We start from the raw sequence: 15,018 nt of genomic DNA on the forward strand, positions 1-15,018 counted from the left end.
CTCGCTCGTTTCGTCCGGCAGGTACTGCCGGTCTTTTAGGAGAAAGAAGTGTTGCAGACAACGGCAGAGTCGACCCTCCCCCAGGCCGATCCGGCAAGCCCTCTCGAGCTTTCGCTGGTCGTACCCGTCTTCAACGAGGAAGAAAGCGTCGGACCGCTGATCGAGCGCATCAGCTCCGCCATGCGTGGATTTGGCAAGTCCTGGGAACTGATCCTGGTCGATGATGGCAGCACCGACGCGACACTCGTCAATGCCCGCCGGTCGCTTTCGCAAGAAGGGCTGACGCTGCGCATCGTCGAGCTCCAGCGCAATTTCGGCCAGACGGCCGCCATGCAGGCTGGCATCGATGCGGCGAGCGGCCGCTTGATCGCCACCATGGATGGCGATCTGCAGAACGACCCGAAAGACATTCCTTCCATGGTCGAGGAACTGGAGCGGCGGCAGCTCGACCTGCTGGTCGGCTGGCGCAAGAACCGGCAGGATGGGCTTCTGCTGCGTAAGATTCCTTCCTGGTGCGCCAATTACCTGATCGGCCGCATCACCGGCGTCAAGCTGCATGATTATGGCTGCAGCCTGAAGATCTATCGCTCCTCCATCATCAAGCAGGTCAAGCTGATGGGCGAGATGCACCGTTTCATCCCCGCCTGGGTCGCCGGCGTCGTGCCGAGCTCGCGGATCGGCGAAGTCCCGGTCACGCACCATGCCCGCCAGCACGGCACGTCGAAATACGGGATTTCCCGCACCTTCCGCGTCATCCTCGATCTTTTGTCGGTGATGTTCTTCATGCGCTACAAGGCTCGGCCGGGGCACTTCTTCGGTTCGCTCGGTCTCGGCCTCGGCGCGCTCGCCGCCCTGGTCCTGCTTTGGCTCTTTGTCGATAAATTCATCTTCGGCGACGATATCGGCAGCCGTCCGCTGCTGATGGTCGGCGTCGTGCTGCTCCTGTCGTCGGTGCAGATGATCACGACAGGCATCCTCGCCGAAATGATCGCCCGCATCTATTATCGCGACGATCTCTCGCCGAACTATATCGTGCGCAAGATCTTCGATCGAGATCATCAGGACGCCTAGGTATCTCGCCTATGCACGGGCCTATCCGCAACGAGAGCTGAACCGCGCATGAGCTCGGAAGACGATATCGCAAGCCTGCTGTCCGACACCGCGGATCTTCCGTCCTGGCGGACGACGAACTCGACGCGTCTGGTTCATGATCGTTGGTTGAAGGTCCGCGCCGATGACTGCGTGACGGCCGACGGCGTGGAGATTGCGCCCTATTACGTGCTGGAATATCCCGATTGGGTCGGGATCATCGCGCTCGATGCCGAGGACCATATCTACCTCGTCCAGCAGTATCGCCACGCGCTTGGCGTCGTGGCGCTCGAGCTTCCCGGCGGGGCCGTGGATGCGACCGACGCGAGCCCGGTCGAGGCCGCAGCGCGCGAGCTGCGCGAGGAAACCGGCCTTTCATCCTCCGATTGGGAATATGTCGGCAAGCTTGCGCCCAATCCGGCCACGCATACCAATCTCTCCCATATCGTCATTGCCCGCAATGTCGAGCTTGCCACCAAACCAGCGGAAGACCCCACCGAGCGCATCCGCCTGATCCGCATGCCGATCCGGCGGGCGATAGAGCTGGCGCTGGAAGGCAAGATGATCCAGGTCATCCATGTTGCGGCGCTGACGCTTGCCCTTCACAAGGCGGGAAAGTGGGAAGTGCCAGCACCGGCGTTCAGGCCCTGATTACGATTTCACTTCCGCCCAGACGGCGTCGAGAGCGGCGCGCGCGATGCGTACCATGGCATCCACTTCCTCGTGGCTGATAACCAGCGGCGGCGAGGCCAGCATGCGGTCGCCGGTGGCGCGCAGCACCAAGCCGTTCGCCAGAGCATGGTTGCGAACGGCCGAGCCGATCGCATCCGGCTTTTCGAAGCGGCGGCGTGTGGATTTATCGGCGGCGAGCTGCAGGCCGCCCATGAGGCCGATGCTGACGGCCTCGCCGACCATGTCGTGATCGGCAAGACTGCCCCAAGCCTTGGCGAAATAGGGACCGATATCGTCGCGCACACGCTCGACCAGTCTTTCCTCCTCGATGATCCTCAAGTTTTCGAGGGCGGCAGCCGCGCAGACAGGGTGGCCGGAATAGGTGAAGCCGTGGTTGAATTCGCCGACTTCGTTGATAAGCACATCAGCGATACGGTCGCTGACAAGCACGCCGCCGATCGGCAGATAGCCTGACGACAGCCCCTTGGCGATCGGCGCGAGATCGGGCTCGACGCCGAAATGCTGATGGCCGAACCATGCGCCGAGGCGGCCGAAGCCGCAGATCACCTCGTCGCAGACCAGCAGGATGTTCCTTGCCTTGCAGATGCGTGCGATCTCCGGCCAATAGGTCGATGGCGGAATGATGACGCCGCCGGCGCCCTGCACCGGCTCGGCGACGAAGGCCGCCACGTTATCCTCGCCCAGCTCATCAATCTTGGCTTCAAGCTCACGAGCCATCTTCAGACCGAATTCCTCCGGCGAGAGATCGCCGCCCTCGACATACCAATAGGGCTGGCCGATATGGACGACACCCGGAATCGGCAGATCGCCCTGCTCGTGCATGTATTTCATGCCGCCCATGCTGGCGCCGGCGACCGTCGAGCCGTGATAGCCGTTCTTGCGCGCGATGATGGTCTTCTTCGTCGGCTTGCCCACAGCAGCCCAGTAGACCCTTGCCATGCGGAACCAGGTGTCGTTTGCCTCGGAGCCGGAATTGGTGAAGAAGACATGGTTGAACTGCGGTCCGGCATGGGCGCAGACCTTCTCGGCAAGAAGCGTCGCCGGCGTCGTCGTGGTGCCGAAGAAGGTGTTATAATAAGGCAGCTCATTCATCTGCCTGGCAACAGCATCAGCGATTTCAGTGCGGCCGTAGCCGATGTTCACGCACCAGAGGCCGGCAAAGCCATCCAGATACTTCCGCCCTTCCGCATCGAAAATATAGACGCCCTCGCCGCGCTGGATGACGCGTGCACCGTCTACGTTCAGCTTCTTCATGTCCGCGAAGGGATGAAGGTGATGAGCAGCATCGAGGGCGGCGAGATTGGAGCGGCTTGGCGTATCGGACATGCTTATTTCGAACCCTCTTTGAATTGGTATTTGTCAGGCGAGTCCACCGACACCGCGACGACGTGCAGGCCGCAACGCAGCCACACTTGACTGAAAGCTATCTTGGTTTACGACCATGCCGTGAGCATTGGGGATTTACAAGAGCATGGCGGCCGACAACGCAACCGAAGGTAACGCGCGCATCGAAGTGCTGATCTCGGACATGAACGGCCGGCTGCGCGGCAAGCAGATCCCGATTGCGGCCGAAAAGAAGGTCTGGTCCGGCGCCGTGCGGCTGCCGACCTCGACGCAATCGCTCGACATTTGGGGTTACGACAATGACGAGATTACCGGATTGTCGATGACGATCGGAGATCCCGATGGAACCTGTGTTGCAGACGAGCGCACGCTGGCTGACATGCCCTGGGCGCCGCAGGGATCGAAGCAGGTACTCGCCACCATGCACGAGCTCGATGGCAGTCCGAGCTTTCAGGATCCACGCGCTATTCTTTCGTCCGTTGTCGATCGCTATAAGGCGCTTGGATTGACGCCCGTCATCGCGACCGAGCTGGAATTCTATCTGCTTGCCGGAGACTGGCGCGACAGAGGCATTCCCTCGCCGCCGCCGGCCCTGACCTACCGGGGCGAACCGAACGGCTTTCAGCTCTACGACATGGATGCCGTCGATCTCCTCGACGATTATCTCGAAACGCTGCGCGCCTATGCGCGGGCTCAAGGATTGCCGGCGGATGCGACGACGGCGGAATTCGGCCCGGGCCAGTTCGAGGTCAACCTGCTGCACCGCCCGGATGCGCTGGCCGCTGCCGATGACTGCATCATGCTGAAGCGCGTGGCCGAGCAGGCGGCGCGCAAGCATGGCCTGAAATCGACCTGCATGGCCAAGCCCTATACGGATCACGCCGGTTCCGGGCTGCATGTGCATGCCAGCATCATCGACGTTCAAGGCCGCAACGTCCTCGATGCGGCCGGCGGCGAGCCGAAGAGACTGAAATCGATCTGCGCGGGTCTCTTGCAGACGCTGCAGGATGCGCAGTTGATCTTTGCACCCTATGCCAATTCCTATCGCCGGTTCCAGCCGGGCTCGTTTGCACCTGTCGATCTGACCTGGGGCCTCGGCCATCGCGGCACGGCCGTGCGCATTCCAGAGAAGGATGGGCCGGGTGCGCGCATCGAGCATCGCGTCGCGGGCGCCGACGCCAATCCCTATCTGATGCTGGCGGCAATCCTGGGCGGCATGCTGCTCGGCCTGCAGAACGACCTCGATCCCGGCGAGGAGACGACGCCGGCTTATGTGCCGGCCGATGCGCCCAAGCTGACGCATGATTTCCTGACGGCCGTCGAGCGCTTCCGAGGGTCAGCCTTCGTTGCCGATATTTTCGGTGAGCGGTATCAGAAACTCTACGGCGAGACGAAGCATAAGGAAGCGCTCAGCCACCTGCGCACGGTTTCCGATTTCGATTATAGGACCTACCTGCCCCGCCTCTGAATGTGTCAGATGGCGACGCTGTCGACGGCGCCCTCGCGCGCAATGCTGGCGGCTGTCCCCTCTCGGACCATCACCTTGAGCTCGCCGGGATGCACCTTGAGCGTAACGTCGCGCTCAAGCGGTAAAAGCTCGCCATCCATGACGCAGTTGGCGAGCTGGCGCAGCTTCGGGAAATGCAGATGCACCTCCGGCGCATGCATGACCATAACATCGGCATTCTCGCGAACCCGGCCGCGCAGCATGTCGATGGCAAGCCGGGCGACGCCGAGCGGCCGAAGGGGCTTTGCGGTATAGAAGCCCAGTTCACCGCTGCGCAGGCTGTCGGCATAAAGCAACGCATTGGCACCGAAAGGGTTGTTGGAGACGGAGATCGCTGAGACATGGCGGCGCTCGCGAATACCGCCGGCTTCGAAGTCGACATCGAATTCCGGCGGGTTGGCGATGACGCCGAAGGCGGCGCGGGCGCTGGCCGACATTTTTCCGAAGCGGGAGCGATAGGTGTAGCCATTGCGGTAGCGCACCATGCGCGCATGTAGACCGGCCGAGAACTGATGCACGAAGGCGCGGCCATTGGCGCTGCCGATATCGACATTGTCGACCTCGCCTGTCGCGAGCACGCCCAACGTCTGCCATATGTCGAGCGGCAACCGCAGCGAACGGGCAAAGAGGTTCATGGTGCCGGCCGGAATGACGCCGAGGGCGACACCGTTCTTCCAGGCGATGGCGGCAGCTGCCGAAATCGTACCATCGCCGCCGCCGGCGACAATGCCGTCGATATCGTCGCGCCGTGCCGCGCGCTCCATCGCCGAGACGATGTTGCGCCCCTCCACGACCACAGCTTCGAAATCATGACCGGCGTCGCGGAAGACCTGTTCCGCTTTCTTTTCATAGGCAGCCATGTCAGTCGTGCGGAAAGTGCCGCCATCGCGATTGAAAAAGCCGATCAGTTTCATGGGGCTCTCGGTTTTCCGAAAAGTTTTACTTCAATAAAGGGCTAAGAAGCCCCGTGCGCTCTTTCACAAATGGTTCCGGATGAAGCGATTTCAAGAATCGCTGCCTTTGCCCGGGTTGTGCAACGCGCACTTATGCATGATACGACATGCTGCACTGCAATAAATGCACGCGACAGAAGTACCGGCGTCATCGATATTGTCGCGCGAGGCATGTCCGTGCCGTTCCAGTTCCTTATTCGTCCTGATGCACTGAGCGCCGAATGTGGGGTTCGCTGCCTGATCGCGGCGCCCCGTCTTGGTGTGTCGCCCAAGGAGTTTCCGTGAGCGATATTTCCGTCGAGGCTCTCGATAGCCAGACCATCCTCGAAGCGCCATCTCGCGCTGCCATTGCGCTGGTGACCTTAGCGCTGGCCGTCGGCAGCTTCGGCATCGGCACTGGCGAATTCGTCATCATGGGACTTCTGCCCAACGTCGCCGACACCTTTGGCGTCACCACGCCGGAAGCAGGCCACGTGATCAGCGCCTATGCGCTCGGCGTCGTCGTCGGTGCGCCTGTTATCGCCGTGCTTGCCGCCAAGATGGCGCGCCGCACGCTGCTCCTCTTGATGATGGCGATCTTTGCCGCCGGCAATATTTCCAGCGCCTTTGCGCCGACTTTCGAAAGCTTCACGGCGCTGCGTTTCATCACCGGCCTGCCGCATGGCGCCTATTTCGGCGTCGCGGCGCTCGTCGCCGCCTCGATGGTGCCGGTCCATCGCCGCGTGCGCGCCGTCGGCCAGGTCATGCTTGGTCTCACGATCGCGACGCTCATCGGCACGCCGATCGCCACCTTCCTCGGCCAGCTGCTCGAATGGCGGGCTGCTTTCATGATGGTCGGTGCTATCGGCCTCGCCACCATGTTGCTCATCGCCCTCTTCCTGCCGAAGGACAGGGTCGAGGAAGGCGCCAGCATCACGCGTGAGCTCGGCGCGCTGAAGCGCATCCAGGTCTGGCTTTCGCTTGGAGTCGCCGCCGTCGGCTTCGGCGGCATGTTCTCGATCTTCAGCTATGTCGCCACGACGACCACAGAGGTCGCCGGCCTCGGCACTGCCATGGTGCCGGTCGTGCTTGCGCTCTTCGGCATCGGCATGAATGTCGGCAACATCGTCGGTTCGCGCCTTGGCGACATCTCGATCAAGGGCACGATCGGCGGCATGATGATCTTTAACATCGTCATCATGACGCTCTTCTCGCTGACGGCGGCTAATCCGATCATGCTCTGCATCTGCGTCTTCCTGATCGGCTGCGGCTTTGCCGCCTGCCCGGCCGTACAGACGCGCCTCATGGATGTGGCTGCCGACGCACAGACGCTGGCCGCCGCCTCCAATCACTCTGCCTTCAACATCGCCAATGCGCTCGGCGCCTGGCTCGGCGGCCTGGTGATATCCTGGGGCTTTACGGCGGCTGCCACCGGCTATGTCGGTGCGGTGCTTTCCGTTGCCGGTCTTGCCGTCTTTGCCGTTTCAGTTGGCCTGGAGCGCCGCACCGGGCGCGCATGACGTCCCTGGGGCGCCCAGCTGCTGGCGCCCGTCACGACAAAATACATTCTCCTCGCCCCAGACGGCCATTGCGTTGATGATCGGCCCGAGGCTGGCGCCAAGCGGCGTCAGCGCATAATCCACGCGTGGCGGCACGACCGGAAAGACGGTGCGCGATAGCAGCCCGGATTCTTCCAATTCCCGTAATTGCTTGGTCAGCATGCGCTGCGTCACCGACGGCAGCTTGCGGCGGATTTCGTTGAAGCGCAGCGTTCCCTCCATCAGGTGAAACAGGATCACGCCCTTCCATTTGCCGTCGAGCACGCTCAGCGTCGCCTCGACCGGGCATCCGGGAAAATTCCTGACAAGCTTGGAACGGGGAACCGACATTTGACAGTATCCTTTTTGTACCTACGTACAGAAATTGTGCATTCTTGCGCCCTTTGAGGATAATGCGCATCTAGCCTCTGTGCAACCAACCCAGGAGCTTCTCCCATGCGCGCAGTCGCCTATAAGCAACCACAGCCCATTTCCGCAGAGACATCCCTGATCGACATCGAGTTGCCGACGCCCGAGGCAAAGGGTCATGATCTGCTCGTCGAAGTAAAGGCCGTTTCCGTCAATCCGGTCGATGTCAAGGTCCGTGCCAATGTCGCGCCGCCCGAAGGCGCATACAAGATCGTCGGCTGGGATGCCGCCGGTATCGTAAAGGCGGTTGGCCCTGACGTCACCATGTTCAAGCCTGGAGACGAGGTCTTCTATGCGGGCTCCATCAGTCGCGATGGATCGAATGCCGAATTCCAGCTTGTCGACGAGCGCATCGTCGGCGCCAAGCCGAAAAGCCTCGATTTCGCCGCCGCTGCCGCTTTACCGCTGACATCGATCACTGCCTATGAAACGCTGTTCGACCGGCTGAAGGTACAGGATCCGGTTCCTGGCTCCGCCAATGCCATTCTCGTCATCGGCGGAGCCGGCGGGGTTGGATCAATCACCATCCAGATTGCACGCGCGCTGACCGATCTCACCATTGTCGCCACGGCATCGCGACCCGAAACGCAGGCCTGGGTGAAGGAATTGGGCGCCCATCACGTCGTCGACCATTCGAAGCCGCTTGCGCCGCAGATCGAGGCGCTCGGCATCGGCGCACCGGCCTTCGTCTTCTCGACGACGAACACGTCAGATCATATCGGCTCGATCATCGAGGCTATCGCGCCCCAAGGCCGATTCGCGCTGATCGACGACCCGAAAACGCTCGATGTGGTACCCTTCAAGCGCAAGGCGGTATCGACTCATTGGGAACTGATGTTCACCCGTCCCCTCTTCCACACCGCCGATATGATCGAGCAGCACAAGCTGCTGACGAAGATCGCCGAACTGGTGGATGCCGGCAAGATCAGGTCGACGCTGACCGAGACCGCGGGCACGATCAACGCAGCCAATCTCAAGAAGGCGCATGCCCTCGTCGAGACCGGCAAGATGAAGGGCAAGGTCGTTCTGGCCGGCTTCTGAGCGACCAATATTCGCGACAGATCGGGCCGGGCGCATGTCGTCCGGCCGCTTTGTTTTAACGCCTTTGCACCACGTTTTGTTGCATCGCAAAAATTTGCAGCCGCCTAAACAAATTTTTATTGCAGGATTGCGCGTTTAGGCATGTCCCACCTCTTGACTTTTTATGCCTTCGGCGCGACTTCTCCGCTCGTGGGGAACAGCGTTCTCCATACCGATCAACCGGAGTCATCTTTCGATGCCTAGCGACAGTAGTAGTCGATTGCCTTTGCCGTCAGTAGCATTCGTGCACTAACCGACTCCTGTCGGCTCGCCACGATCCGCTACGACGGCGGATCGACCAGAAAGGCGAGCTATAATGAACATCAACAGCTTTCCCACGCGGGCCGGCAATGCCGCTCGTGCATTCATTAATAACAACCGAGCCGTAACCATCGCCGAGCGTGTCGAGTCGCTGAATGCGCTTGGGGCATCAGAGGCTGCGCGCATCCTCGCCAAAATGCCGGAAGAGCGCGCCGTGCGCATTCTCGACCGGCCAGAACTTCGCAACGCGCCTGCCATCCTCGAAGTCATGAGCAATGGGGATGCCGCGCGGCTGCTGCACGGCATGTCCAACGACCGCGTCGCCGACGTGCTGCTGGAAATGGATGTCGAGGCGCGCGCCCGGCTCTTCGCCACCTTCGACGAACATACAAGGCAGGCGATCCAGGGCCTGATGGGCTATCCGCCCCGCACGGCTGGCGGCATCATGACGACGGAATTCGTCAGCGTTTTCGCGAGCTGGACCGTGGCCCAGACGCTCGATCACGTTCGCCAGGTCGAGCGCTCCCGCGAAACGGTCTATGCCATCTATGTTCTCGACGACGAAACGCATGTACTGCTGCATGTCGTGACGCTGCGCCGTCTCATCACCGGTGAACCAGATGCCTGCATCCTGACCGTAGCTCAGAAGGGCACACCGATCACGGCGCCGCCGCTGATGAAGCAGGAGGATGTCGCCCGCCTGATCCGACGCCACGATCTGCTGGCGCTCCCGGTCGTGGACGACAGGGGCATGATGCTCGGCATTGTCACGGTCGATGACGTCATCGACACCATGATCGCCGATACGACCGAGGACGCCCAGAAATTCGGTGGTATGGAAGCACTCGGCCAGCCCTATATGAAGATCAGCTTTGCGGGCATGATCCGCAAGCGCGCCGGCTGGCTCGCAGCCCTCTTCCTCGGCGAAATGCTGACGGCAAGCGCCATGCAGCACTTCGAGGGCGAGCTGGAAAAGGCTGTCGTGCTGACGCTCTTCATCCCGCTGATCATGAGCTCGGGCGGCAACTCCGGTTCGCAGGCGACCTCGCTGATCATCCGGGCGCTGGCGCTCGGCGAGCTCAAGCTTTCGGACTGGTGGCGCGTGGCGTTCCGCGAATTGCCGACGGGTATCGTGCTCGGCGCGATCCTCGGCCTCGTCGGCTTCGCACGCATCGTGCTCTGGCAGACTATCGGTCTGTTCGATTATGGCCCGCACTGGCAGCTGGTCGCCGTTACCGTCTTTGCGGCCCTGATCGGTATCGTCACTTTCGGTTCGCTCGCCGGCTCGATGCTGCCGTTCGTTTTGCAGAAGCTGCGGCTCGACCCCGCGAGCGCATCGGCGCCGTTCGTTGCGACGCTGGTCGATGTCACCGGCCTTGTAATCTACTTCTCGGTCGCTCTGCTGATCCTCAGCGGAACGATGCTCTGAGGATAATCAGATTCTCATCGCAAAGGGGCCGGCAACGGCCCTTTTCACTTCATTCCGGCACTGGCAGTTTCAATGCGCCGTTGGTCTTGATGGTGCGAATCGCGAAGTTCGAGCGCAGATCGACCACACCGGGAAGCACCAGAAGCTTTTCCGACATCACCTTCTCATAGGCGGCAAGATCCTCCACGACGACTTCCGCCAGGAAATCGGCCGTTCCCGAAATCAGATGGCAAGCGACGATTTCCGGAATGGCGAGCAGTGCTGCCTGCTGCGCTTCCGAATTCTCCTTCGAATGATGACCGACCTTTAGTTCCACGAAAACCGTTAGACCGAGGCCGGCTTCCTTGCGGTCGATATCGGCGCGATAGCCGCGCAGGAGCCCTGATTTTTCCAGATTGCGAATGCGCCGCAAGCAGGGCGATGGAGAGAGGTTTACGCGCTCGGCGATCTCGACATTGGTCGCCCGCGCATCCTCCTGCAGGCAGTTGAGGATCGCGATATCGAATTTATCGAATTTTGGCATATTAAGGAAACCCGTATTTTAAAATTGGTAGATTATTGCTGATAGCATCATTTTAGAGCCATAACTAGCAAGGACATGCCTCGGCCTTCGGCGCTATCTTTTCCTCATTCGAAAGATAACCGGATCGTTGGAAAGGATATGTCGATGACCGCTTTGTCTCTCTCCACCCGCAAGGCAACACCCACCATGGTCGGCTATGCCGGCGCCGTCGTCACTGTCTTGATCTGGGCAAACTGGATTCTTGCAACCCGCCACACGGCCGAAACGCAGATGGGCACCATCGATCTCGGCCTGATCCGCTATGGCGTGCCGGCCCTGGTGCTGGCTCCCGTCTGGTGGAAGACGGGCCTGCTGCCGAAGGGCGTACCGCTGAAACTGCTGGCGCTGATGGTCTGCGGCTCCGGCGCCGTCTTCTTCCAGCTGACCACGCTTGCCATTCAATTCACGCCCGCCTCCTCGGCCGGCATTTTGCTCGGGGGTTCCATGCCACTGGCGACCGCCCTGATCGGTGTGCTGTTGTTTCGCGAGCGGCTTGATATCACTCGATGGCTCGGTCTTGGCGGCATCGTCGCGGGTGTCGTGATATTGCTTGCCCGCAGCCTCTACGGCGTGCAGGTCTCCTGGGAAGGCTTTACGCTGCTGCCGCTGTCTGCCGTGCTCTGGGCAAGCTACACTCATGCTTTCCGCCGCTCTGGTCTCAGTGCTCTGCAGTCGAGCGCCATCATCGCCGTCTGGTCGTTCCTGATCCATCTCGGCCTGGCCGCTGTCTTCGGCAGCTCACTCGCCTCGGTGCCGCTGCCGGAAATCGGCCTGCAGATCGTCAGCCAGGGATTGCTCTCCGGTCTTGCCGCCACACTGGCCTACGGCCTTGCCGTCCAGGCTCTCGGTGGCACGCAGGCCGCAGCCTTCACCGCCATCACCCCTGTTCTTGCCACGATCGGCGGCGGCTTTCTGCTCGGCGAGGAAATCGGACTGGCCGGGATTGCAGCAGCGATCGTTACGGGACTTGGGGTGGCACTTTCGACCGGAGTGCTGGCCCGGAAATAAATCCTTCAACTGCAAGACAATGGATCGAAGGCTGCCATGTGCAGTCTTCGGCATTGAAAGCGGCATCATCTGATGCTAATTTTGATGACAACGGAGATATCAATGCGCACCACCGTAGCCATCGACGATAAGTTGCTTGCGGATGCACGCGAGGTTACCGGTCTCGCCGAGACCTCGGCGATCCTGCGTGAAGCATTGAAAGCCCTTGTGGAACGGGAAGCCGCCAAAACGCTGATACGTCTCGGCGGCACCGAACCAAATATCACGGCTCCCCCTCGTCGTCAGCTTGGCGTCGAATGATCCTGGTCGATACGTCGATCTGGATCGATCACTTTCATGCGTTGGAGGCGCGGCTTCAATCCCTGCTGGAGCAAAAACAAGTCGTCGTTCATCCTTTCGTCGTCGGTGAGATCGGTCTTGGCAATCTGCGGCAATATGATCTGGTGATAGGAAGCCTCCGCCGACTGCCTCCGATTGCGAGAGTCTCGGATGAGGACGTTCTTTATTTCATCCGGAGCAACAAACTGCAGGGTACCGGAATCGGCTATATCGATGCTCATCTCGCGGCCGCGACGATACTGGCGCCTGGAACTTATCTCTGGACGCGCGACAAGCGGCTACAACGTGTCGCCGAGAACCTCGGAATTGCCGCGCCGCTATAGTTCAGAAACGCAACGCCATGGCCACGCGTCGGGCCGGATCGGCGCCATGGGCAACCTCATTCTCCAGGATCTGCGTGAGAACGGCTGGCCTTTCTTCGTCATCGAGGATTTGAAATCCTAAGGAGGCATAGAATGGCGCGTTGAAGGCCACCTGCCGGTCCGTCGTCAAAGTGACGCCAGCGGCCCCTTGCGTTTTCGCCGCCGCAATCGCAGCTTCCATCAGCCGCCGCCCAACGCCTCGCTTCTGCCAACGTCTGACGACATCGAGTTCGGCGATATGAACCGAGCCATCCTCAAGAAGACCGGCCACGAAGCCGAACGGTTGATCCATGCCGTCGACGGCGACAAACAACAAGTCTTCCGCCAGAGATTGTTGCAGGACATCGAGAGGCAGCGATGTCGGCTCGCAGGCGACCGCGCCGGCCTCATGCAGAGCCCAGAAGGCATCGATCTCGATGGCAGCGAGCAGATGCAGTTCGCCGGCCCTGGCCGAACGGATCGTCCAGGCGCCTCTTTCCATCTCCGTCATCGCATCTCACATATTCGGATAGACCGGTCCTTCGCCACCCTGCGGCGGCACCCAGTTGATGTTCTGGTTGGGGTCCTTGATGTCGCAGGTCTTGCAGTGGACGCAGTTCTGGGCATTGATGACGAAGGTGTCCTTGCCGTCCTTCTCCACCCATTCGTAGACGCCGGCCGGACAGTAGCGCGTCGACGGACCGGCATAGACATCATGTTCTGACGACACCTGCAGTGCCATATCCTTGACCTGCAGATGCACCGGCTGATCTTCCTCGTGATTGGTGTTCGACAAGAACACCGAGGAGAGACGGTCGAAGGTCAAGACGCCATCCGGCTTGGGATAGTCGATCTTCTGGTGCTGGGCTGCGGGCTCCAGGCTCTGCGCATCCGTCTTGCCGTGCTTCAGCGTGCCGAAGAAGGAGAAGCCGAGGAGCTGGTTCGTCCACATGTCGAGGCCGCCGAGGGCCACGCCGATCGCCGTGCCGAATTTCGACCACAGCGGCTTGACGTTCCGGACGCGCTTCAGATCCTTGCCGATATCCGAAGAGCGCCATTCGTTCTCGATCTCGATCACCTCGTCATTGCCGCGACCGGCCGCGATCGCCGCGGCGATCTTGTCCGCCGCCAGCATGCCTGACAGCACCGCATTGTGGCTGCCCTTGATACGGGGCACGTTGACGAAGCCGGCCGAGCAGCCGATCAGGGCGCCGCCCGGGAAGGTCAGCTTCGGCACCGACTGGTATCCGCCTTCGGTGATGGCGCGGGCGCCATAGGAGATGCGCTTGCCACCCTCGAAGGTGCCCCGGATCGCCGGATGCGTCTTGAAGCGCTGGAATTCCTCGAAGGGATAGAGATAGGGGTTCTTGTAGTTCAGGTGCACCACGAAGCCGACCGCGACGAGATTGTCCTCCAGGTGATAGAGGAACGAGCCGCCGCCCGTCTTCATCCCCAGCGGCCAGCCGAAGGAATGCTGCACCAGGCCCTGTCTGTGGTTTTCCGGCTTGACCTGCCAGAGTTCCTTGATGCCGATGCCGAACTTCGGCACGTCGCTATCGCGCGCAAGATCGAACTTGGCAATCAGCTGCTTGGCGAGCGAGCCACGCACGCCCTCGCCGATCAGTACATATTTGCCTAAGAGCGCCATGCCGCGGGTATAGTTCGGGCCGGGCTCGCCATTCTTCTCGATGCCCATATCGCCGGTGGCGACACCGATGACGGCACCCTCGTCATTATAGAGCACTTCGGTCGCGGCAAAGCCGGGATAGATCTCGACGCCCAAGGCTTCGGCCTTTTCGGCCAGCCAGCGACAGACATTGCCGAGCGAGACGATATAATTGCCGTGATTGTTCATCAGCGGCGGCATCAGGAAATTCGGCAGGCGGACGGAGCCGGCTGGCCCTAAGAACAGGAAGTGATCGTCCGTCACCTCGGTCTTGAAGGGATGCCCCTCCTCCTCGCGCCAGCCCGGCAGCAGCCGGTCGATGCCGATCGGGTCGACCACGGCGCCAGACAGGATATGCGCGCCGACCTCGGCTCCCTTCTCGAGCACCACGACGGACAGATCCGGGTTGACCTGCTTCAGCCGGATCGCCGCCGACAGGCCCGCAGGACCTGCGCCGACAATCACAACGTCGAATTCCATGCTCTCGCGTTCCGGCAGCTCGCTCGCGTCAGTCATTCATCTTCTCCGCTTGGCGGCGTCCGATGATATCGGATCGCAGCCTCATCCCCTTGGGCGTATTCCCCGTTTCGTTTATCTCTTGTCAAAACGGAAAAGGATTGTCGAGCCGGGAAGCGACAGGCAATCCTCCAATTCGTCCAGCGCGCAAAACAAGTTAAATTACCCTTACGTTAACGTCAATGTTCCGAGGGTATTTATCGCAATCTCCGGAGCATGCCTTCCATAATCGCCCGCTGGCGCTCTATAAGAACCGATCGGGAATTGCGGATAGCATGAAGGGT

Annotated in this window: 15 protein-coding genes; 9 read left to right on the top strand and 6 right to left on the bottom strand. The window is 60.9% G+C overall.

From position 1 onward, the window contains the following. The first annotated feature begins 51 nt into the window (after positions 1-51). Positions 52-1,071, top strand: a complete 1,020-nt coding sequence (locus FHT84_RS16020) for a glycosyltransferase family 2 protein (protein WP_181592366.1) — start codon at positions 52-54, stop codon at positions 1,069-1,071. A 48-nt stretch (positions 1,072-1,119) separates the two neighbouring features. Beyond that, positions 1,120-1,740, top strand: coding sequence for an NUDIX hydrolase (locus tag FHT84_RS16025; protein WP_113250730.1), 621 nt, complete (start codon positions 1,120-1,122; stop codon positions 1,738-1,740). Here the strand turns inward: FHT84_RS16025 and FHT84_RS16030 are convergent, their stop codons facing one another. Then, positions 1,741-3,108: an aspartate aminotransferase family protein gene (locus FHT84_RS16030; RefSeq protein ID WP_113250731.1), complete on the bottom strand. Its 1,368-nt coding sequence runs from the start codon at positions 3,106-3,108 to the stop codon at positions 1,741-1,743. It lies immediately after the preceding gene. A 145-nt stretch (positions 3,109-3,253) separates the two neighbouring features. Between FHT84_RS16030 and FHT84_RS16035 the strand changes: the two genes are divergently transcribed. Beyond that, positions 3,254-4,594, top strand: coding sequence for a glutamine synthetase family protein (locus FHT84_RS16035; protein WP_113250732.1), 1,341 nt, complete (start codon positions 3,254-3,256; stop codon positions 4,592-4,594). Positions 4,595-4,599: 5 nt separating this feature from the next. On the opposite strand, the gene FHT84_RS16040 is transcribed toward FHT84_RS16035, so the two are convergent. Further along, positions 4,600-5,547 (bottom strand): diacylglycerol kinase family protein, encoded by a 948-nt coding sequence (locus FHT84_RS16040; protein WP_113250733.1) that lies wholly within the window; start codon positions 5,545-5,547, stop codon positions 4,600-4,602. Positions 5,548-5,867: 320 nt separating this feature from the next. Here FHT84_RS16040 and FHT84_RS16045 point away from each other — a divergent pair, with 320 nt between their 5' ends. Next, positions 5,868-7,085 carry an MFS transporter gene (locus FHT84_RS16045; protein ID WP_113250734.1) on the top strand — a complete coding sequence of 406 codons (1,218 nt, stop codon included), beginning with the start codon at positions 5,868-5,870 and terminating at the stop codon, positions 7,083-7,085. Here the strand turns inward: FHT84_RS16045 and FHT84_RS16050 are convergent. Next, positions 7,050-7,454, bottom strand: coding sequence for a helix-turn-helix domain-containing protein (locus FHT84_RS16050; RefSeq protein ID WP_112342658.1), 405 nt, complete (start codon positions 7,452-7,454; stop codon positions 7,050-7,052). The genes FHT84_RS16045 and FHT84_RS16050 overlap by 36 nt on opposite strands. A gap of 105 nt (positions 7,455-7,559) precedes the next feature. On the opposite strand from FHT84_RS16050, the gene FHT84_RS16055 reads away from it, so the two are divergent. Together FHT84_RS16055 and mgtE are read left to right on the top strand one after the other, a co-directional pair. After that, positions 7,560-8,573 carry a zinc-binding alcohol dehydrogenase family protein gene (locus FHT84_RS16055; RefSeq protein ID WP_113250735.1) on the top strand — a complete coding sequence of 338 codons (1,014 nt, stop codon included), beginning with the start codon at positions 7,560-7,562 and terminating at the stop codon, positions 8,571-8,573. A gap of 355 nt (positions 8,574-8,928) precedes the next feature. After that, a complete protein-coding gene (gene mgtE, locus FHT84_RS16060; RefSeq protein ID WP_113250736.1) occupies positions 8,929-10,302 on the top strand; it encodes a magnesium transporter in 1,374 nt (457 codons plus the stop codon). A gap of 49 nt (positions 10,303-10,351) precedes the next feature. On the opposite strand, the gene FHT84_RS16065 is transcribed toward mgtE, so the two are convergent. Further along, entirely contained in the window at positions 10,352-10,825 is a 474-nt protein-coding gene (locus tag FHT84_RS16065) for an Lrp/AsnC family transcriptional regulator (RefSeq protein WP_113250737.1), read from the bottom strand. A 144-nt stretch (positions 10,826-10,969) separates the two neighbouring features. On the opposite strand from FHT84_RS16065, the gene FHT84_RS16070 reads away from it, so the two are divergent. The 3 genes from FHT84_RS16070 to FHT84_RS16080 all read left to right on the top strand — a co-directional run bounded on the left by FHT84_RS16070 (position 10,970) and on the right by FHT84_RS16080 (position 12,534). Continuing rightward, positions 10,970-11,872 (top strand): DMT family transporter, encoded by a 903-nt coding sequence (locus FHT84_RS16070; protein ID WP_112342759.1) that lies wholly within the window; start codon positions 10,970-10,972, stop codon positions 11,870-11,872. Positions 11,873-11,974: 102 nt separating this feature from the next. After that, positions 11,975-12,172: a type II toxin-antitoxin system VapB family antitoxin gene (locus FHT84_RS16075; protein WP_112342654.1), complete on the top strand. Its 198-nt coding sequence runs from the start codon at positions 11,975-11,977 to the stop codon at positions 12,170-12,172. Next, a complete protein-coding gene (locus FHT84_RS16080) occupies positions 12,169-12,534 on the top strand; it encodes a type II toxin-antitoxin system VapC family toxin (RefSeq protein ID WP_112342653.1) in 366 nt (121 codons plus the stop codon). Before FHT84_RS16075 ends, FHT84_RS16080 begins: the two co-directional genes overlap by 4 nt. Position 12,535: 1 nt before the next feature. Here the strand turns inward: FHT84_RS16080 and FHT84_RS16085 are convergent, their stop codons facing one another. Next, positions 12,536-13,063 (bottom strand): GNAT family N-acetyltransferase, encoded by a 528-nt coding sequence (locus FHT84_RS16085; RefSeq protein ID WP_112342652.1) that lies wholly within the window; start codon positions 13,061-13,063, stop codon positions 12,536-12,538. Positions 13,064-13,069: 6 nt separating this feature from the next. Further along, positions 13,070-14,734, bottom strand: coding sequence for an electron transfer flavoprotein-ubiquinone oxidoreductase (locus FHT84_RS16090; protein ID WP_113250738.1), 1,665 nt, complete (start codon positions 14,732-14,734; stop codon positions 13,070-13,072). Between the last annotated feature and the right edge of the window lie 284 nt (positions 14,735-15,018).

Origin of the sequence: Rhizobium sp. BK289, from assembly GCF_014193575.1 — a bacterium.
GTDB lineage: Bacteria > Pseudomonadota > Alphaproteobacteria > Rhizobiales > Rhizobiaceae > Rhizobium > Rhizobium tropici_C.

Excerpts from the sequence above, each read along its gene's own strand:
- FHT84_RS16025 (WP_113250730.1), top strand. The coding sequence starts at position 1,120 with ATGAGCTCGGAAGACGATATCGCAAGCCTGCTGTCCGACACCGCGGAT.
- FHT84_RS16030 (WP_113250731.1), bottom strand. The coding sequence starts at position 3,108 with ATGTCCGATACGCCAAGCCGCTCCAATCTCGCCGCCCTCGATGCTGCT.
- FHT84_RS16035 (WP_113250732.1), top strand. The coding sequence starts at position 3,254 with ATGGCGGCCGACAACGCAACCGAAGGTAACGCGCGCATCGAAGTGCTG.
- FHT84_RS16040 (WP_113250733.1), bottom strand. The coding sequence starts at position 5,547 with ATGAAACTGATCGGCTTTTTCAATCGCGATGGCGGCACTTTCCGCACG.
- FHT84_RS16050 (WP_112342658.1), bottom strand. The coding sequence starts at position 7,454 with ATGTCGGTTCCCCGTTCCAAGCTTGTCAGGAATTTTCCCGGATGCCCG.
- FHT84_RS16055 (WP_113250735.1), top strand. The coding sequence starts at position 7,560 with ATGCGCGCAGTCGCCTATAAGCAACCACAGCCCATTTCCGCAGAGACA.
- mgtE (WP_113250736.1), top strand. The coding sequence starts at position 8,929 with ATGAACATCAACAGCTTTCCCACGCGGGCCGGCAATGCCGCTCGTGCA.
- FHT84_RS16065 (WP_113250737.1), bottom strand. The coding sequence starts at position 10,825 with ATGCCAAAATTCGATAAATTCGATATCGCGATCCTCAACTGCCTGCAG.
- FHT84_RS16070 (WP_112342759.1), top strand. The coding sequence starts at position 10,970 with ATGACCGCTTTGTCTCTCTCCACCCGCAAGGCAACACCCACCATGGTC.
- FHT84_RS16075 (WP_112342654.1), top strand. The coding sequence starts at position 11,975 with ATGCGCACCACCGTAGCCATCGACGATAAGTTGCTTGCGGATGCACGC.
- FHT84_RS16080 (WP_112342653.1), top strand. The coding sequence starts at position 12,169 with ATGATCCTGGTCGATACGTCGATCTGGATCGATCACTTTCATGCGTTG.
- FHT84_RS16085 (WP_112342652.1), bottom strand. The coding sequence starts at position 13,063 with ATGACGGAGATGGAAAGAGGCGCCTGGACGATCCGTTCGGCCAGGGCC.
- FHT84_RS16090 (WP_113250738.1), bottom strand. The coding sequence starts at position 14,734 with ATGACTGACGCGAGCGAGCTGCCGGAACGCGAGAGCATGGAATTCGAC.